The sequence below is a fragment of the Winogradskyella sp. MIT101101 genome (assembly GCF_047126865.1).
GTDB lineage: Bacteria > Bacteroidota > Bacteroidia > Flavobacteriales > Flavobacteriaceae > Winogradskyella > Winogradskyella ouciana.
In genome coordinates this window covers 2,351,195-2,371,717 of record NZ_CP138982.1, presented here as the reverse complement: position 1 = coordinate 2,371,717, position 20,523 = coordinate 2,351,195, and the positions used below count along the sequence as shown (strand labels likewise).

Genomic DNA, 20,523 nt, shown 5'->3' with positions numbered 1-20,523 from the left:
AATTGAGTAACTTTGCAAGCTAAAACAAACATATTATGTCAGGAACGTTAAATAAGGTAATGCTAATTGGGCATTTAGGAGATGAAGTAAAAATGCATTATTTCGACGACAAAAATTGTGTCGGTCGTTTTCCATTGGCAACCAACGAAACTTACACCAACAAGCAAACCAACGAGCGTGTCTCTAATACAGAGTGGCACAATATCGTGGTGAGAAACAAAGCCGCTGAGATTTGTGAAAAATACCTGAGTAAAGGAGATAAAGTCTATATTGAAGGTCGCATAAAAACTAGAAAATGGACAGATGATAAAGGTATGGAGCGCTATTCTACGGAAATTCAATGTACAGACTTTACGTTCTTAAGTAATAAGAACGAACAGCAGCAAGGTGGGCAACCGCAACAGCAGGCTCAAGCCCAACCAACATCTCAACCTCAACAGCAACCTCAGAACAGTGTTGCCCCAGAAGAGGATGATGATTTACCATTCTAAATTCATATAATATAATTTTATCTTGGATCCAGAACCCACGGTTTTAATTTCAAATTTATTACTCACTAACACTTCGTTTATTACGAGTGTTATATTACTTATTGTACTTCTTGGATGCTCAGCACTGATATCTGGAGCCGAAGTGGCATTATTTTCCTTAACGAAATCTAATGTAGATGAAGGCATGGAAAATAATTCTGCCGCAATGCAGATCATTGCTAAGCTGTTGGAGCGCCCTAAAAAACTATTAGCAACTATTTTAGTTGCAAACAACTTTATAAATATTGCTATTGTTCTTTTATTTGCCTTTATAGGTGAAACACTTTTTAGAAGCATTACACATGCACTTTTGAGGTTTTTGGTAGAAGTCGTCTCAGCTACATTCTTAATCCTTTTGTTTGGTGAGATTATCCCAAAAATATACGCCAGTAGAAATAGCGTAAAGTTTTCTTCATTTATGGCAAGACCACTAAAAGTGTTGGATGTTATTTTTTCTCCAATCAGTCTCCCAATGCGTTTTGTAACGCTTAATATTCAGAAGAAATTTGGCAAACAATCGTCTAATCTTAGCGTGGATCAGTTATCACAGGCTTTAGAGCTCACAAACCACGAGAATACGACGCAAGAAGAGCAAAAATTATTACAAGGAATTGTTTCATTTGGTAACACTGACACTAAACAAGTGATGCGTCCGCGCATGGATTTATTTGCGCTAAATATCGATACTCCTTTTGAGACTATTATTAGAGACATAGTGGATAATGGTTATTCTAGAATTCCTGTTTACGAAGAAAATATAGATAAGATAAAAGGTGTACTCTACGTAAAAGATCTATTACCTCACTTAAATAAGAAAACATTCGATTGGACCAGCATTCTACGTGATCCGTTTTTTGTGCCAGAAAACAAGAAACTAGATGATTTAATGGTCGAATTTCAACACAAAAAAGTACATCTTGCCGTTGTAGTAGATGAATATGGTGGGACGTCTGGTCTGGTATCCTTAGAAGATATTATTGAAGAAATTGTAGGTGATATTAGCGATGAGTATGATGACGAAGATTTAATCTACACCAAATTAGACGACAACAATTATAGTTTTGAAGGTAAAACCCCTTTAAAGGATGTCTATAAAATTATTGGCATTGAAGACGAAACTGAGGATTTTGAAAGCAGAAAGGGTGAGGCGGAAACCTTAGCTGGTTTTGTTCTCGAAATTTCTGGTGGTTTCCCAAGAATAGGTAGTAAAATAAATTTTAAAAATTTCGTTTTTACTATTGAAGCTTTAGAACGAAAACGCATAAAACAAATAAAATTAACCTTGCTTAAGTCAAATATATGAAGCGTATAATGGTACCAATATTGAGTCTTTTTATGTTAGGTTGTGGTGACGATCCGCTACCCAAGCCAAAAGGCTATCTAAGGTTGGAATATCCTGAAGCTACATATGAAAAGGCAATTTTACCGCTCCCATTTACTTTTGATAAAAACAAATTGTCTGAACCAATCAGTAAAGTAAAATCGTCTGGCAACGCCAAAGGTGTGGATGTAAAATATCCTGCTTTAAAAGCAACCATATACCTTACTTATAAAACTGTAAGCAACGATAATTTGGATAGTTTGCTAAGAGATGCGCAAAATCTCACCCAAAAGCACACTATTAAGGCAGATGAGATTTTAACTGTTCCTTTTGAAAACAATAAAGACAAGGTCTATGGTATGCTGTATGAAGTCGGTGGAGATGCCGCTTCTCAATCTCAATTTTATGTTACAGACAGCGTTAATCACTTTTTAAGTGGGTCTTTATACTTTTATGCAAAACCTAATTACGATTCTATTTATCCGGCTTCAGAATATCTAAAAAAAGATATAAAGCGCATAATGGAATCTGTAAATTGGAAAGAATAAAAACTTAATCTTAAGTCATAAAAAAAGCAGCCGAAGGGCTGCTTTTTTTATTTCAATTTCAAAGAATCTTTACTCTGGTACTTGGCTAACCCATTCACCACCTTCTTTGATAACAGCAAAATCTTCCGTTGAATTCCCAGGAGCCCATGTTGCTACTGTTACAATATACTTTTGTCCTTCTTCAGCACTAGGGTTCAAGTTGTCCAAAACAAAATTAAGAGCCGTTAGAATCATTTCGTCTGACCAATTAGTACTTCCACCTGCTCTGTTAAAATTACCAAAACTATCGAGGTTATCAACAGCTGCTTCAAAACCCTCTATACCTGTTAATTGACTTACTATTAATCCATAATCACCAGCATTAAGTGTATATCTTATAGTATTATCTGGAACCCAGATGCCATCCTCAAGTCCAAATTGTAATGAAGAAATACTTGGTGTCCATTCCCCATTTATGAATCTATATAAATTTCCTTTAGTTACAGTTCCCACATCACCTCCTTGGAAAAATCTATAAATAACAAATATTTCATCTTCTTCTTGAGCAAATGGATATTGCATACTTAAAAACTGAGGTAAATAATTCTGAGGCATCACTGAACCACTAAAGTTATTAAACTGACCAGGTTGACCTGAAGATTCGCCCATTGAATCATAATCTGCTGCACTTAGATAATAAACTCCATCTACATCATCCCAAGAGCCATCTGTGTATTGGTAGTATGCAGATAAAGATTCTGTAGGTCCTGAGAAACCAGTAGTTCTTATGGCGAAATCTTGAACTCTCCATCTTGGTGAATCTGAATCAGTAGAACTGTATTTAAGACCAACATGAATGTTTGCACCATCATAAGCTGAAAAATCAAAATCCTCCGATGTCGTTAAACTTCCATAAATTGTTTTATCAAAGGCTAAAGCTGTCCATGTAGCTGTCATAGGATCTGTACCAGTTGTATAATCTGTAGATATCAAAATATCAATCAGATCAGGATCACCTAAGAAATCAATCTCCTGGGTAATTTGAAATGTTAAGCCAGTCTGTCCTGACAAATCAATTTCTGGCGATATCAACCATTCTTCAACAGCATTAGCACCTCCATCAAAACCAGAACCTTGAACATTTGCAGAACCAACAGTCCAACCTAGAGCATCTGGACCAGAAATTGAAACCAATTCAAAATCATCGTAATCAGCAGGGAATGCAGCTTCATAAACGCTAGCTAAACCAACTTCAGGTGCCTCAGTAAACTTATTATATCCAAATCTTACTACTTGACCCTCTGTAGGCATAGGAAACTCATTCGATAATATATCTTCTAATGTCATTTCTACATTTTCTCCCATCAAAAATGCGTTGCTGTTACTCGTAGGATAATCATTGGATTCCAAATTATAGATATCTGCACCTGTAAATACACTTACATCTTCTGGATCACCATCGAATAAATTAAAATTCACAGTTACCGACGATCCATCTCCCCAAAACGGGTATTTATCAGATAACAATGATGGCACGAGTTCTCTAGCTTCTTCAACTGTATTGAATGCTTCAAACATTTCGTAAAAATCTGGTTCACCATCTCCTTGGTCAACAAGATCAGCATAATCGTCTGATGTAAGGGTGAACTCATCTGTACCAATAATAGGGTCTGCTTGTTCAGCAAGATCACTATTAATATCTTCAACAGGGTTACAACCTGTAAAAACTAAACCCAAAAGGGCGAATGATAAATAAACTATTCTTTTCATTTTTCTATTTTTTTAAAATTTTAAGGTTGCACCTACGCTGAATGTTCTACCAAAACCATAATAAACTAAAGCTGTTTCAGCATTTGAGCCCGAACCGTCTAAAGCATCTGCAATGTAATGTGTATTAAATACATTATTCATTCTTGCTATTAAAGAGGCTCTAAAGTTACCAAAATCAAAACCATGCGTCATAGCAACATCGAAAACACCGTAAGCTGGAACTTCCCATGGATCTGGTGCATTCTCATCACCTCTGTCACTTGGATCAAAATCCGCATACAAGCGATCAAAGTAGTTATAATCTACCGTTAATCTCGTATCAACACCAAATCTATAATCAGCACCTAAGGCAAAAGTGGTCTGAGCAGCATCACCAACAGGGACATCCTTTATGAATAAATTTACGACGTCAACTACATTTTGCTCTTCATCTAAAATATTAACATCAGTTACATTTTCTTCCCATCTCCAATCTCCTAAAGATACCATTCCCGTAAGGTTTAACTGGCCTGTAGCTCTGTACACAAAATCGACCTCAACACCTTGATGTATTGCATTTACCCCTAAAATATTAGCAAAACCTGTTTCATCAGCACTTAATTGAAAAGCAAGTGTTTCTGTTCTGTCTCGCCATGATGTTCTGTATAGGTTTACATTGGCTGATAAACGCTCGCCTCTATAGCCATATCCCAACTCAAAACTTGTGATCTTTTGATTTTCTGCTTCTGAGTTAATCTCTTCATTGTTAAAGTTAGGGAAAACCGCATCAAAATCTGGTGCTCTTTGAAAATATCCGATGTTAGCAAATACATTGTGCTCATTGGTTAATCTATAATTTGCACCACCTTTTGCACCAAAAGCGAAGAAGTTGTAACGATCTGTTTCCCTTAAATCGCTATCTGGAGTGTATTGAAAGTAGTCTATTCTTTTATAAGATGTATTGGCCGCATTAAGCGCAACAAACGTATTGAAATTCTCATTAATATCATACTCTAACTGTCCGAAAGCACCTAACCATCCAACGATTCCATCATTGTTATAAGCTACTTTGTCGCCAACTCTAGCGACACCATCTGGATTGTTAACATCATCTTCATTTATAATGAATTGACCTCCTAACAAGTCTGTTACCTCTCTAAAGTGTTTTCCTGTGTAACTTCTCCAGTCTAAACCTGCCAATAGTACTAAATCATCCGATAAATCAGATTTCAATGTTGACAATATACCATACCAATTATGATCATTACGAGACGCTCTTAAAGCTGCACTAGAACCATTTGCTCCATTAGCGATATTTTCATCAACTATACGATCAAAATCCAAAGGGCCTAGGACACCAATACGATACTCTGGGCTTTGAAACTTAAATCTACCATCTGCATCATCACCTAGAGTTTCAGCATCACTTCCTAGAGTTCCGCCTCCACCACCTGATCCGAACGAAACATAAGCAGCTGTAGAAACACTTGTTTTATCGTTAATATCCCAATAATGGTTCAAGGAAATTTGTGGTTTATGATAGAAGTTATCTTCAATAAAAGTTACTTGACCATTTTTGTAACCCCAATCTGAGTTATACTTAATCCCGTCTTCACTTCTTCTATAAGTATCAATTAAATGTCTGTTTTGTCTCTGGCCATGGCGTTGTTTAGCACCAAAAGCAGTAAAAGACAATTTGTGTTGATCATTAATCTCTTTAGAGACATTAACAAAGTAAGATACTGCGTTGAATTGAGTTCCTCTTACGTAACCATCACCATCTGTTTTAGCTGCAGATACTGTAGCAGCAAAACCATTATCCATCAATCCCGTCGAATAAGTAACACCAAATTTTTGATAGCCATCGTTACCTAAGGTCATCATTAAGTTTCCTCCAGATTCTACATCTGTTGTCTTGGTTAAGATATTTATAGTACCACCTATTGAAGGTACAGCTACTCTCGCAGCACCCAGACCTCTTTGTACTTGCATTGTACTTGTAACATCACCAAGGCCTGCCCAGTTACTCCAAAAAACACGACCATTTTCCATGTCGTTTACTGGAACTCCATTGATCATTACCGCAACATTTTCTGAGCTGAAACCACGTAAGTTAATTCGTCCATCACCAAATCCACCACCAGACTTTGTAGCATAAACACCTGGTGTAGATTTTAAAACTTCAGGAAATTCTTGGGTTCCTAATTTTAATTGAATGTCTGCTCCCTTTACTGTAGATACTGCAACAGGAGTTTTTCTATCAACAGCAATAGAAGCTACAATCATAATTTCATCCAATCCAACATCACTAGACTGAAGTACAATTGTACCTAAATCTTTGTTACCGTCAAATGTGATGGTTTGACTTACATAACCTACATAAGTGATTACTATTTCACCTGAGGCAGAATTAGCCGTTAAGGAAAAATCACCATCAAAATTGGTAGTTGTTCCATTAGTTGTTCCTTTTTCTACAATATTAGCACCAGGAAGCGGTGAATTTAGCTCGGCATCCATTACTTTTCCCGTAATTACACTCTGAGCTAGAGCAACTGTTGAGGACAGGGCCAAAACAGCAATAATTAAAATTTGATTAAATTTTTTCATATAAAATTTAAGTTAATTGGTTTCATTTAGTGGTGCAAAATTACAACTATACTATATTGTAATATTACTTAAATGTTAAGAATTTTAACAGCGCAATTTAATTATACTTTTCGCAATTTTTATGCGTGCATAATTAAATTTTCAGAAAGTTTTTAACAGTTTTTAACGATTTTCTTTATAAAAAGCCACTAAGTTATGAGTTGATGAGTCGTGTTTTGAAGAATTTAGCTCATCATTTAGCTCGTTAAGTAAAGATTTTGCCAGTTGTTTGCCTAACTCAACTCCAAATTGATCGTAACTGTAAATATTCCATACAATTCCTTGGACAAATATTTTGTGTTCGTAGAATGCAATGAGTTTTCCTAAACTTTCTGGCGTTAATTTTTGAGCCAGTATTGACGTTGTCGGTTTATTGCCTTCAAAAACTTTAAAAGCAAGTAGCTTATTGATTTGTTCGCTGGTAAGTGATTGCCCTTGCAACTCTGATAAAACCTCATCTTTTGTTTTACCATTCATTAAGGCTTCTGTCTGTGCAAAATAGTTAGACATTAACTTATCGTGATGGTCTTTATTTCCGTGAAGCGATTCTACAAAACCGATAAAATCTGCAGGAATTAATTTAGTGCCTTGGTGAATCAATTGAAAAAAGGCATGTTGAGAGTTTGTACCTGGTTCTCCCCAAATTATTGTTCCAGTCTGATAATCAATAGGATTGCCGTCCCTATCTACACTTTTGCCATTGCTTTCCATTATACCTTGCTGAAGGTAGGTAGCAAACTGATTTAAATATTGTGTATAAGGAATAATGGCTTCACTTTCTGCATTAAAAAAGTTATTGTACCAAACAGTTAATAAAGCCGAAATAACAGGAATATTGCTTTTAAAATCTGAAGTCCTAAAATGCTCATCCATTTTTTGGGCACCTTTTAACAGACTTTCAAAATTTTTGTAACCTAAGGCTAAGCTTATTGATAGTCCAACAGCACTCCACAGAGAAAAACGTCCTCCCACCCAATCTTTCATTGGAAAAATATTCGCTTCATCAATACCAAATGCTTTTACGCTTTCTATATTGGTTGATACAGCTACAAAATGTTTGGAAACCGCTTCTTCTGGCTGACTTTCTAAAAACCAAGATCGAATGGAATTGGCATTGGATAAGGTTTCTTGAGTAGTAAAGGTTTTTGAAACAATTACAAAAAGTGTTGTTTCAGGATTTAGATGTTTAATTTGCTCTTTATGGTGATCGCCATCAACATTACTAACAAAATGAGTGTTGAGATGATTTTTATAAAACTGAAGTGAATCTACAACCATAGCAGGTCCAAGATCAGAACCACCAATACCTATATTAACAACGTCTGTTATTTCCTTACCTGTATAACCCTTATGCGTTCCGTTGACCACTGAATTTGTGAAAGTTTTTATTTTCTGTTTTACCTCAAAAACTTCTGGGATAACATTAGCGCCATCAACAAATACCTCAGTATCTTCTGTTGCTCTTAATGCCGTATGCAAAACCGCCCTACCTTCTGTGGCGTTGATAATATCCCCTTCAAAATATTTTGAAATAGCGTCTTTTAAATCAACATCATTAGCCAATTGCAACAATAAATCTAAAGTCTCGCTTGTAATTCTATTTTTTGAAAAATCGACATAAAAATCATCCCACTTTACAGTTAAATTATTTGCTCTGTTTGGGTCTACCGCAAAAAGTTCTCTTAGGTGTTTGGACTTAATCGTTTCAAAATGTTCTTCTAGTTTTTTCCAGGATTCTGTTTGAGTCGGATTTGTGGATTTCAATGCCATTATTGAATGTCTGTAATTTGATCTTCGGTGATTGTGTTTTCCATATCTTTGGGTTCGCCTTCCAAGAAAAAGATATTGTCTAATTGCTGTTTTATTGGCTTTATGTAGTCTAGGTATTTCACTTTTAAACTATCTGAAATTGGTTTTGCTTCTGGCAATTTTTGTTTAAACGGATCAACTTGTTTCCCATTTTTCCAAAAGCGATAACATACGTGAGGACCACCTGTATTACCGGTCATACCAACATATCCAATTATATCTCCTTGTTTTACAAATTGTCCTTTTTTTACCGCTTGTTTACTCATGTGTAAATATTGGGTAGTGTACGTGTCGTTATGCCTAATCTTCACATACTTACCGTTACCTCCTCGTCTTGTAGATTCTATGACCGTTCCATTTGCAGTGGCCATAATTGGTGTGCCTACCGATGCCGCAAAGTCAGTACCTTTATGTGGCCTAACTTTGTAACCATAATAGGCTATTCTTCTATTTAAATTATATCGAGAAGATAATCTACCAAACTTAACAGGCATTTTTAAAAATGCTCTACGTAAATTTTTGGCATCTTCGTTAAAGTAGTCAACAATACCTTTTATAGAATCTGTTTGAAACCGAAAAGCGTAGAGGGAATCTCCATTATGCTCAAAATATGCCGCTTTCACATCATGAACACCTGCATATATACTATCGTTTATATACTTATCCGTATAAATTACCTTAAATCGGTCACCTGGTTGTAGGCGTCTAAAATCTATGGTCCATGCGTAGATATCATCAGCCATTTTAAATGCCAGCATTTGACTCAACCCTTTTTCTTCTAAAGTTTGGGAAATGTTATTTTCTATGACGCCTGTTGCTGTTTTTTCGACATAGGTTATGGGCTTTGTGCTTGTATAGGCCTGAATGGAATCTTTAAAATCTATAACCACATAATCCTCTAGATTCTGTTGATAGATAAATGTTGTTGGTTTTTGAATACTATCATTGGCATTCTCTTTAGAAAACAATAAGGTATAAGGTTTACCAACTTGAAGCTTAGTGGCAATATCAAAAGTGTCTTTTGCTTTTTCGGCTATTTGGTAAATTTCAGGGTAACCCACATTATTTCGCTCTAAAATAATACCAAAAGTATCTCCTTTTTTTACGGTATCTCTTTTAAACTCGAACTGTTTTAGATCAAAACCAAATTCAAGAATTTTTTCCTCTTCGGCTATTTCGGCTATCTCTTTATTGTAAGTTTCTTCCGCTGAATTGTCTTCTTTACAAGCAAAAGCAAATACCAAAATTGCGACTATTGCTATTAATTGTTTTAACTGCATTTAGTATGCTAATTATATGTTATTTCCCCAATTTTCTAATTCTTCTTCTGTCCATAGGTCTGGAAAAAAAATACGTTTTTGATATTTTGGATGCATGTATTTTTTCCAGTCACTACCACCAGTGGCTTCTCCGTCACCCAAACCACTATCTATGTAGTGCTTGGCTGTGTTATAATGTGCCATTACCCAAGTAACGTTAACCGTATAGTCAAAATGGCGCATTGCCTTTACCAAGTCCTTATCTTTTTGGTCTTCAACTGGCAACTCTTTAAAACGTGTCCAAAGATTTTTAGTGTTATACGTTTCCATAAATCTTAAGAACTCGTCTTTGTAACGCTTTTCAAAATTAATTAAAAGCGTTGATTTTTTTCCTGTTTTATGGTCTTTTCCTGCAGCTTGCCAATATAGATGTTCAAATGCGTGTGTAAATGGTGTATTTCTATCAATATCTTTTCTAAATCTGTAATCAATAAGGTTGATTAATTCGGTGGATGCAAACTCTATTAACCTGTACTGCGCACTCTGAAATCCGCTTGCTGGAGTCAAGGTATATCTAAACTTCATGTACTGCTCTACTTCCATGCCTTCTCCCATGATATTAAAGGAAGTTGTGAGCATATCAAAATAACGACTAATGCGCATGATTTTATTTTCAAAAAAGACCACATCTAGATTTTCCTTTTCGGCCACTTGGGAAATTTCCCAAAGTATCATTTTAAAAATAAGCTCGTTGATTTGATGATAGGCAATAAATACCATCTCATCTGGTAATGTTGTACGTTGAATCTGAAGGTTTAACAGTGCATCGGTTTGTATATAATCCCAATATGTAATCGGCTTGCTATAAAGCAAGCCGTATAAATGGTCATCTGTATCTTGGTCTATTTTGGTGTACTTCTCTTGAAGCGCTTTAATAATCTCGTTGTAGTTAGGTTGGTCTGGCATAAATTAATTATCTAATACTATTGGGAAAGTATGTTTTAACCCTTTAAACTGTACTAAATCGGCACGTAGTGATCCTACGGCCAAGTCTGCTTTGATCTTTAATGGAATTTTATTCTTATCAGCACTCACCCACAAGGTCAAACTCTCTTCTTCCTTAAATACTCTACCTGCCATTACGTAAGGTCTAAATTTTAAGGTTTTAACTCTAACTTTAGAACCATTAACATCAACCTTTATTGTTTCCTTACCCAAATATTTAAGCTTAAAACCGTAATTCTCTTCATCAAAAAACATATTGGTTTTTATTTCATCTCCAATACTTAATGAAGAAATATCAATGCTGTTTCTAAGATAATAGTACATGGACACCATATCCTGCACATCTTTTTCTGTTGAAATAGTCTTTATCTTTTTATGCTTCTTGTTATTGACAATAGCTTTTTGCTCTTCGTGAATAAAATCAATCTCTATGTCTTTTGTGTGGCCACCTTCATCAATTTTCCTAATAAATTTATATGGTGCACCTGTTTCCTTATCAAAGTAGCTTTCGTATCTATCTCTTACTTTAAAAAAAGCGTTGGCAAGACCTGTGGTCTTTCCTTTACCCACAACATGAAAAACGGACTTTCCGTTTAATTTTTTCTCATCAACTTTTAATGTCGCCTCACCAGCTTTAAACCAGCCACTGTAGCTCATTCTAAATTTAAACCACTCACCAGATTGAAAAGCAGATTCACTCTGTACGCTTGGTGCCTTAAGTCCGATAAGAAAAACTAGTATGGTAAATATATATTTCATGTGTTTTTGTCTAGTGAAATTTGACGGTCACATACAGTTCGCAATTTATACTTCCATAAACCGATAAACTTTTAACATGCTCGTGTCATCATCTTCAGTTTGTAAATTTAAATAATGTAACGCAATTTTTATGTTACAATTATCTTAATTACAATTACTGTTCCAAATCTATTAAAACCCTGAAACACAAGCAAAAACTATAGTCTATTTAAAAATATCTTCGATTAATGCTCACATTTTTGAAGTTTTTCGATGCTAGAGTAGAGCAAACCAAAGTACATCTATTTTAAACTCGATGTACAATTAGAATTAAGAGTTGGTTTTTATAAGCGCGTTTATCAGTAGGGAGTTAAACGCGCTTTGCTTTTTTTATAAAGTACCTCTCTTAGCCTGTTCTCTTTCAATAGACTCAAACAAAGCCTTAAAATTACCTGCACCAAAGCCACGAGCTCCCATACGTTGAATAATCTCAAAGAACAAGGTTGGCCTATCCTCTACTGGTTTTGTGAAAATCTGAAGTAAATAACCTTCTTCGTCAGCATCTATCATAATGCCAAGGCCTTTTAAGGTTTCGATATCCTCTCTGAGTTCATGGCTGAATTCTTCTAATCGTCCTGGTACGGCTCTATAATACTCTTCTGGTGGAATGGATAAAAATTCAACTCCTCTGGCACGCAATTGAGAAACGGTTGTTATGATATCGTCAGTGGCCACTGCAATATGTTGCACACCTGGTCCTTCGTAAAAATCTAAATATTCTTCAATCTGAGAACGTTTTTTCCCTTCTGCAGGTTCGTTAATTGGGAATTTTATTCTTCCGTTACCATTACTCATTACTTTACTCATCAGTGCAGAGTATTCGGTATGGATTTGCTTATCATCAAACGATAGGAAGTTTACGAATCCCATGACATCTTCGTACCATTTTACCCAAGTGTTCATTTCGCCCCAACCTACATTACCTACCATATGGTCTATGTACTTTAAACCTACTGGTTCTGGGTTGTAGTCGGACTCCCATTTCATAAATCCAGGCATAAATACGCCATTGTAATTTTTGCGCTCTACAAACATGTGTACGGTTTCTCCATACGTATAAATTCCCGCTCTCACCACTTCACCAAACTCGTCTGTTTCAACCTTTGGTTCCATGTAGGATTTGGCACCACGTTTTGTGGTTTCCTCGTAAGACTTACGTGCATCATCTACCCAAAGTGCTACTACTTTAACTCCATCACCATGCTTCACTATATGGTCGTTTATTGGATTCTCAGAGCTTAATGGCGTCGTAAGCACCAGTCTGATTTTATCTTGTTTTAAAACATAAGACACGGTGTCTTTGCTTCCTGTTTCCAATCCTTTATAGGCATACGACTGAAAACCAAAGGCAGTTTTATAAAAATGGGCTGCTTGCTTTGCATTACCTACATAGAATTCTACATAATCTGTTCCTAAAAGCGGAAGAAAATCTTGCGCTCCTTCGAATATTTTTTCTAGACCGTAATCAACGGATTTTATTTCTTTACTCATCGTATTGTTTTATAGAAAAGAGAGAAGAGAAACAAGAGAAATGACTTTAGAGTTTGTTTTGAAAACTCATTGTCATTTTTTGAAACTCTGCTATTTTATCTTCAATCTTAATTAATTGTTCTTTTGTTATATACTTTCTTTTATTCGCTATAATTAGTTGTGTTTCGAGTTCGAATGAAGAGCCAAGTGAAATATCAATAAAATGAGAAAACGACTTATCTGTTCTGGCAGAACCTTCAGCTATATTACTTGGCATTGACACGGTACATCTATTTATTTGTGACACCAAACCAAATCTTTCTTCGTTTGGGAAATTGTCAGTCAATTTAAAAACATCATCTACAATTTCAATACCTAAATTCCAAATCTTTAAATTCTTGTAATTGTGTCTTTTCATATTCTCTTCTCTATTCTCTATTTTCTCTTCTCCGAATATTTACTCCAACCAAGATTTATAATAATCTCCGTCGGCAATTTTCAATGCTTCTTCTGTTACTTTTAATGGCTTAAATGTATCTACCATTACTGCCAGCTCATCTGTTTTCACCTTACCAATACTGCGTTCCATTGCTCCTGGATGTGGTCCATGCGGAATACCTGCAGGATGCAATGAAATATGGCCTTTGTCAATATCATTCCTGCTCATAAAATCGCCATCTACATAATATAACACCTCATCACTATCTATATTACTATGGTTGTATGGTGCTGGTACAGCTAAAGGATGATAATCATATAAACGTGGCACAAAGCTACACACTACAAAAGCATCGGTTTCAAAAGTTTGATGCACTGGTGGTGGTTGATGTACTCGCCCTGTAATCGGTTCGAAATCGTGAATTGAAAACGCATAGGGATAATTGTACCCATCGTAACCCACTACATCAAAAGGATGCGAAGCATAGACCATATCAAATATGTCATCTTGCTTTTTTATCTTGATTAAAAACTCACCAGATTCATTATAGGTCTCCAGTTCTTGCGGCTGGCGTAAATCGCGCTCACAAAATGGTGAATGCTCCAATAATTGCCCAAACCAATTGCGATATCGCTTAGGTGTATAGATTGGTCGTCTAGACTCTACAATAAATAAGCGATTGTCTTCTGTATCAAAATCTATTTTATAAATAATGCCTCTTGGCACCAACAGGTAATCTCCATATTTAAAGTCTAAATTACCGAGATGCGTTCTTAGTTTACCTGTGCCTTTATGGATAAAAATAAGCTCGTCTGCATCCGTGTTTTTATAAAAATAATCTTCCGTGGATTTTTTTGGAGCTGCAAGTATAATGCTACAATTGCTGTTGGTTAAAACAATCTTTCTACTATCTAAATAATCGTTTTCAGGCTTTATCTTAAATCCATGAAAACGATAGGATTGCATGTTATTGGCTTTCGCCACTTTTGGTGCGACACTATATTGTTTCTTTATTTCTTTTACTTGAGTTGGTCGTTGCTCGTGGTAACTATTGGTTGACATTCCGTCGAAACCTATAGTACCAAACAATTGCTCATAGTAAAAACTACCATCTGGTTTTTTAAACTGTGTATGGCGTTTTGGTGGAATTTTTCCTAATTTATGATAAAATGGCATTTGTAATCTTGTTTAATTGTTGAGTTGTTTATTCGTTGATTTGGTATAAACCAGCAACGTTTAAAGGTACAAAAAATGAAAACTAAATTAAAGATATCCTGAAATAAGACTTCGACACTTCGACTCTGCTCACTCAGTGCAGAAAAGTTTAGCATAACCGTTCAGGATGAGACAAATGCTATTCTGGGTTCCTTTTGATAAGGAAGTGTAAGTGTAGTTTTATGTTTGCCCAGAATGGTTTCATATGAGTTACAAAGTTGATAATTTTTTAACTTAAAACCAAAACCCAAGATTAAAGAACCAATAACCATCGCCTGTTTCTGGTGAGTATGTATATTTCCCTTCTAAAGGCCCGAGAAACGTTTCTAAAGAATAACCCAGAGCATAACCACTATAATCTGGCGCTGTAATCCATTCGCCTGTTTCAAAAATCCCGTCTTCTATATTGGCGTAATTAGCAGCTAAGAGGATATGATGCTTTTTAAAAATTTCGTAATCCAAAGTAAAGGTTGCTTTTACAAAACTATCGCCCGATAAGGCTAAATAATCGTAGCCATAAAAGGATTGAAAATTATTAATGAAATTTTTACCATAGCCACCTAAACCAAAACCTAAAGTCGTTGTGGAGTTATCTCCAATTTTAAAGCCACCACTCGTTTCAGTTTTTAGGGCGAGTTGATCTGTAAAGCTAAATGCATATCCTATATTGGCTTTGGCTATTGAAAACTGCTGAAAATCGGTGTTAAAATCTGACGCATTGAGATATAAATGAAAATCCCCATTAAAATAAAATCCGCTTTTAGGAAAATTAAAATTGTCATAATCGTCAAAAATTAAATTACCATAGACACTAAAATAATCTGTGTTTTCAAAAGTAAATTCATCTTCTTGATTATTATCTATAATCGTTTCCGAAGTTATCTTAAGGCGTTTATACTCTGCACCTGCTCTTAACGCAAAGTCTTTTCTAAAAATGGTCTGTAAGTAAATTTGATTGGTGAAATCCGTGAGTTCTACGTCAATTTTGTTCAGTCCGGTTAACAAAGGAGAATCCTCTTCTAATACAAGTAATGGATTTATATTTTTATTAAAACTATTGTAACGCGACTTAACACCTATACTGATATAAAACCCTTTGTCGATGAAATAATCGAAGTTATATCTAGAATTATCGCCAAGAATAATATCTAAGGACGCTATATCATTATTAAACAGTAATCTTTTTTTTGTAATATTGGCCAAAGCTGCACTTTTATACAAGCCATCGTAATGAACGCCTAATCTTAAAAAGGTAGATACTTCTGACTCTCTAATTTCTCCCATTAAGTTATACCCTTTGTTATTTGAAGAGGGTTCTAAATAGTACCGGAGCGTGTTAAAGTTGTTGGTTGCTATGAGGTTATTTACACCTTCCTTAAAATCATTATAACTTATCTTTTCATTATCCTTAAACTTGAGTTTCCCCAAAAGATAAGCTCTTGTATATCTTTCATTTCCAGTAAAATTTATAGAGTTGATTTTAATGCTATCTAAAAGTTGAAGCTTAGATTTTTCTGAATAAGTGCTTTGCTGTTTTTTTACCTTTAGCAATTCGGCAATATTAGCTCTAGCTGCTGCCTCACCATTGGCAATAATATCTTCCCCTTCACTAAACGAAACAACAGAAAATTCAGCTATATCTGGTTTTATGTAGATATCTGTCAGACTAGCTTTTTTTTTCATAGCGTTAATAGTGCGAAAGTTATTGATCTGAAGTAAAATCTCAGGCGCCGATTTTAACGATTTTCTGTCCTTAAGTGCATCTTGAACATCTACACCGATAATAATATCCATACCTTTAGCCCTTAACTCTTCAACAGGAAAATTATTGGTAACTCCTCCATCTATCAATATTTTATCATCAATTATGACAGGTTGAAACAGAGACGGAAGCGCACCACTTGCAGTTACGGCTTCAGCTAAATTCCCTTTATCCATAATTATGGATTCTCCTGTCTCTATATTTGTAGCAATGCAAAAAAAAGGAATTGGTAAATTCTCAAAGTCTCTTACGTTGTTTACAGGAAGCATCATTTGATATAGTAAATTATAGACACTCTGCCCACGAGACAACGCAGAAGGTAAGCTTATATTAAACCTATCAAACGGGAGACTAACAGCATATTTTTCTGAATTATCGCGCTCGTAAAAAGGTTTTGATGCTCTAGGGAATTTATCATTTATCAATTCATCAAAATCGATAGTATTAAACAAATTCTCTAGCTGTTTACCAGAATAACCTGTAGCGTACAAAGAACCTATAATGGCTCCCATGCTTGTACCTGAAATATAATCAATCTTTATACCCAAACTGTCAATAACCTTTAATGCTCCAATGTGCGCAAACCCTTTAGCCCCACCACCACTTAAAACCAGACCTACTTTTGGCTGTTCATCCTCTTGGGCATGTATACTGTTTAAGTTATACACTAGAAAAAATAAGAAAAAAACAAGATTTAACTTATTAATCCTTTGTCTATATGTGGGTGATAATTTCAAAATGAATTTATTCTTTATGGTAATAATTATACACTTTATTTGCTCTTGCTACTCCAATTACCGCTTCAAGTTCATCCAATTTCGCATTGGCAATTCGTTTTACGGTTTTAAAACGCTTCATTAAATCTATAATGGTCTGCTCGCCTACTCCAGGAATATTTTCTAGCTCAGTGGTCAATGCACTTTTACTTCTTCTATTTCTATGGTGTTCTATACCAAAACGGTGTGCTTCATTACGTAATTGTTGTATGATTTTTAAAGTTTCGCTTTTCTTGTCTAAATATAATGGAATTGGATCATCTGGATAGAATAATTCTTCTAAACGTTTAGCAATTCCGATGATTGCTATTTTACCTCGCAATCCAAGCGCATCTAAACTTTTTAATGCCGAGGACAATTGCCCTTTGCCACCATCAATGATAATGAGCTGTGGTAATGGTTGATCTTCTTCAAGTAATCTTTTGTAGCGTCTATATACGACTTCTTCCATAGAAGCAAAATCATCTGGACCTTCAACTGTTTTTATATTAAAATGACGATAATCCTTTTTGCTCGGCTTTCCATTTTTAAACACTACACAAGCAGCCACAGGATTTGTTCCTTGTATGTTAGAGTTATCAAAACATTCGATATGTCTTGGCTCTTCCGACAACCGTAAATCAGCTTTCATTTGTGCCATAATTCTATTGGCATGACGATCTGGATCTACAATTTTTATTTGCTTCAATTTATCCATTCTGTAATACATCGCATTACGTTTAGATAAATCCACAATGCTCTTTTTGTCCCCAAGCTTTGGAACTGTTACTTTCACCTCTTCACCTAAGTCAATCTTAAACGGCACGTAAATTTCCTTAGAATTTGAATTGAACCGTTGTCTTATCTCAGTAATTGCTAACTCTAAAAGTTCTTTGTCTGATTCCTGAAGCTTTTTCTTCAGCTCAAGTGTATGTGACCTTATGATAGAACCATAACTTAATTGTAAGAAGTTAACAAAAGCATAGGTTTCATCACTTACAATAGAAAACACATCTACATTACTAATCTTAGGATTTACAATTGTTGATTTAGCCTGGTAGTTCTCTAAAATTTCTAGCTTTTCTTTAATTTTTTGGGCATCTTCAAATTGCATGGCTTCCGCGTGTCGCTTCATCTGTTTTCTAAACTGTTGTAGCGAGTCTTTAAAGTTCCCTTTTAAGATTTCTCTAATAGCTGTGATATTAGAATGATATTCTTCCTCCGTTTCTAAGCCTTCACATGGGCCTTTGCAGTTTCCGAGGTGATACTCTAAGCAAACTTTGTATTTTCCTGCTTCAATTTTAGCTTCGGATAAATCATAGTTACAAGTCCGTAATTGGTATAAGCCTTTGATTAGGTCTAAAAGCGTTCTTACGGTTTTCATGCTGGTGTATGGCCCAAAATATTCAGAGCCATCTTTTATTACTCTACGCGTTGGGAATATCCTAGGGAAGCGTTCGTTTTTGATACAAATCCAAGGGTAGGATTTATCATCCTTAAGCATCACATTATACTTTGGCTGATGCTTTTTTATAAGATTATTCTCTAACAGCAAGGCATCATTTTCAGTTTCTACAACAATATGTTTTATCGACGCTATATTTTTAACCAATACACGTGTTTTACCATAATCGTGATGCTTCGTAAAATAACTGCTCACCCGCTTTTTTATATCCTTAGCTTTACCAACATAAATTAATTTATCATCGGCATCAAAATATTGGTACACACCTGGTTGGTGCGGAAGGGTTTTTATCTGAATATCTAAGGCAGTTTTTGGCATTGAATCAAAGGTAAGAATTCGTAAAAATAATTGTGCAAATTCAATAGACTTTATCACTATCTTGCGCCACTTTTTAAAAATTTTATTTCATATGAAAAAAACTTTGGGGCGTGTCGATAAGATAGACTTTCCCGAATTACTGCTTAAAAGTATCGATGTAAAAATTGATACTGGCGCTTACACCTCTGCCATACATTGCTCACAAATTAGTGAGGCTAATGGCAAACTATATTGCACTTTTAAAAGTAAAGGTCATCCCAATTTTAATAGTAAGGAAGTGGTATTTGAAAATTACACTTACACAGATGTAAAGAGCAGTAATGGCCACAAGGAAAACCGCTATAAAATTAAAACAACTGCTATATTCTTTGGAAAAAGCTATAAGATTAACTTAACTTTAAGCACCAGAGACGATATGAAATTTCCGGTATTAATTGGCCGTCAATTTCTAAAACAAAAATTTTTGGTCGATGTTGACCTAGACAACCAATCCTATAAGTACACTAATGAACATTGTAATTCTTTCGCGTAATGCACATTTATATTCTACCAGGCGACTCGTAGAAGAAGGCGAAAATAGAGGGCATGAAATTGAAATTATCGACCCTCTAAAGTGCGATATCATTATAGAAAAAGAAAAACCGACCATTTATTATAAGGACAGATATTTAGATTATGTCGATGCCATTATCCCTAGAATTGGCGCGTCGGTCACTTTTTTTGGCTGCGCTGTTGTACGTCAGTTTGAAATGATGAACGTTTTTACAACCGTTTCCTCTGATGCCATCATACGTTCTCGTGACAAATTGAGAAGTTTTCAGCGTTTATCTAAAGCTGGTATTGGTATGCCAAAAACAGTTTTTACAAATTACTCTCGTGATGTTGAAGAAGTTTTGGCACATGTTGGCGGACCACCTGTAATTATTAAATTATTGGAAGGCACACAAGGTCTGGGAGTGGTACTGGCAGAAACGAAAAATGCTGCCGAATCGGTTCTAGAAGCTTTTAATGGACTTCAAGCAAGAGCTTTAGTACAGGAATATATAGCCGAAGCCAAAGGAGCCGATCTAAGAGCATTGATTGTAGATGGACAAGTTGTTGGGGCTATGAAACGTCAAGGTAAGGATGGTGAATTCCGTTCTAATTTACATAGAGGAGGAAGTGCTGATTTAATTAGACTTTCTGAAGATGAATTAAAATTGGCGATAAAAGCCGCACGTGCTCTAAAGTTGCCAGTTTGCGGAGTAGACATGTTACAATCCTCAAGAGGGCCTTTGATTATGGAAGTCAACTCTACGCCAGGCTTGGAAGGTATTGAAAGGGCAACACAAAAAAATATAGCGAGAGCTATTATTACTTTTATTGAAAGAAACACAAAATAGACTCTTTTGCCCAAGCGTGAGAGTCCCTTTCGAAGCCTGTGCTTAGCGCAGTTGAAGCAGGAAGGTAAGGATG

16 protein-coding genes are annotated in these 20,523 nt (G+C 35.4%); 5 read left to right on the top strand and 11 right to left on the bottom strand.

Translation table 11 applies throughout. The features are described from left to right. The first annotated feature begins 35 nt into the window (after positions 1–35). The 3 genes from SIB89_RS10605 to gldD are packed head-to-tail and all read left to right on the top strand — an operon-like array spanning position 36 to position 2,399. Positions 36–491, top strand: a complete 456-nt coding sequence (locus SIB89_RS10605) for a single-stranded DNA-binding protein (RefSeq protein ID WP_273291399.1) — start codon at positions 36–38, stop codon at positions 489–491. Positions 492–513: 22 nt separating this feature from the next. After that, positions 514–1,833, top strand: coding sequence for a gliding motility-associated protein GldE (locus SIB89_RS10600; RefSeq protein ID WP_155088086.1), 1,320 nt, complete (start codon positions 514–516; stop codon positions 1,831–1,833). Next, positions 1,830–2,399 (top strand): gliding motility lipoprotein GldD, encoded by a 570-nt coding sequence (gene gldD / locus SIB89_RS10595; protein WP_273291401.1) that lies wholly within the window; start codon positions 1,830–1,832, stop codon positions 2,397–2,399. Before SIB89_RS10600 ends, gldD begins: the two co-directional genes overlap by 4 nt. A 69-nt stretch (positions 2,400–2,468) precedes the next feature. Here gldD and SIB89_RS10590 read toward each other — a convergent pair whose 3' ends face one another. The 11 genes from SIB89_RS10590 to uvrC all read right to left on the bottom strand — a co-directional run bounded on the left by SIB89_RS10590 (position 2,469) and on the right by uvrC (position 19,068). Next, positions 2,469–4,148, bottom strand: coding sequence for a choice-of-anchor J domain-containing protein (locus SIB89_RS10590; protein ID WP_273291403.1), 1,680 nt, complete (start codon positions 4,146–4,148; stop codon positions 2,469–2,471). Between the two features lie 12 nt (positions 4,149–4,160). Further along, complete coding sequence (locus SIB89_RS10585; RefSeq protein WP_273291404.1) at positions 4,161–6,734, bottom strand: TonB-dependent receptor; 2,574 nt, start codon at positions 6,732–6,734, stop codon at positions 4,161–4,163. Positions 6,735–6,896: 162 nt separating this feature from the next. Next, positions 6,897–8,543 (bottom strand): glucose-6-phosphate isomerase, encoded by a 1,647-nt coding sequence (gene pgi / locus SIB89_RS10580; protein WP_273291406.1) that lies wholly within the window; start codon positions 8,541–8,543, stop codon positions 6,897–6,899. After that, positions 8,543–9,862, bottom strand: coding sequence for a M23 family metallopeptidase (locus tag SIB89_RS10575; protein ID WP_273291408.1), 1,320 nt, complete (start codon positions 9,860–9,862; stop codon positions 8,543–8,545). The genes pgi and SIB89_RS10575 overlap by 1 nt, the downstream gene beginning before the upstream one ends. A 12-nt stretch (positions 9,863–9,874) precedes the next feature. Then, positions 9,875–10,807 (bottom strand): tryptophan 2,3-dioxygenase family protein, encoded by a 933-nt coding sequence (locus SIB89_RS10570; protein WP_412559751.1) that lies wholly within the window; start codon positions 10,805–10,807, stop codon positions 9,875–9,877. Between the two features lie 3 nt (positions 10,808–10,810). Continuing rightward, a complete protein-coding gene (locus SIB89_RS10565; RefSeq protein ID WP_155088080.1) occupies positions 10,811–11,605 on the bottom strand; it encodes a DUF3108 domain-containing protein in 795 nt (264 codons plus the stop codon). A gap of 369 nt (positions 11,606–11,974) precedes the next feature. Then, complete coding sequence (hppD, locus tag SIB89_RS10560) at positions 11,975–13,135, bottom strand: 4-hydroxyphenylpyruvate dioxygenase (protein WP_155088079.1); 1,161 nt, start codon at positions 13,133–13,135, stop codon at positions 11,975–11,977. A 46-nt stretch (positions 13,136–13,181) separates the two neighbouring features. Then, positions 13,182–13,532, bottom strand: a complete 351-nt coding sequence (locus SIB89_RS10555; RefSeq protein WP_412559750.1) for a four helix bundle protein — start codon at positions 13,530–13,532, stop codon at positions 13,182–13,184. A gap of 39 nt (positions 13,533–13,571) precedes the next feature. Further along, complete coding sequence (locus SIB89_RS10550; RefSeq protein WP_412559749.1) at positions 13,572–14,729, bottom strand: homogentisate 1,2-dioxygenase; 1,158 nt, start codon at positions 14,727–14,729, stop codon at positions 13,572–13,574. Positions 14,730–15,002: 273 nt separating this feature from the next. Further along, complete coding sequence (locus SIB89_RS10545; RefSeq protein WP_412559748.1) at positions 15,003–17,198, bottom strand: patatin-like phospholipase family protein; 2,196 nt, start codon at positions 17,196–17,198, stop codon at positions 15,003–15,005. A 76-nt stretch (positions 17,199–17,274) separates the two neighbouring features. Beyond that, on the bottom strand, positions 17,275–19,068 hold the full coding sequence (gene uvrC, locus SIB89_RS10540; protein ID WP_412559747.1) for an excinuclease ABC subunit UvrC: 1,794 nt from the start codon (positions 19,066–19,068) through the stop codon (positions 17,275–17,277). Between the two features lie 91 nt (positions 19,069–19,159). On the opposite strand from uvrC, the gene SIB89_RS10535 reads away from it, so the two are divergent. Both SIB89_RS10535 and rimK read left to right on the top strand, forming a co-directional pair. Then, positions 19,160–19,600: an ATP-dependent zinc protease gene (locus SIB89_RS10535; protein ID WP_412559746.1), complete on the top strand. Its 441-nt coding sequence runs from the start codon at positions 19,160–19,162 to the stop codon at positions 19,598–19,600. Beyond that, on the top strand, positions 19,575–20,450 hold the full coding sequence (gene rimK / locus SIB89_RS10530) for a 30S ribosomal protein S6--L-glutamate ligase (protein WP_155088074.1): 876 nt from the start codon (positions 19,575–19,577) through the stop codon (positions 20,448–20,450). The genes SIB89_RS10535 and rimK overlap by 26 nt, the downstream gene beginning before the upstream one ends. Positions 20,451–20,523: the final 73 nt, after the last annotated feature.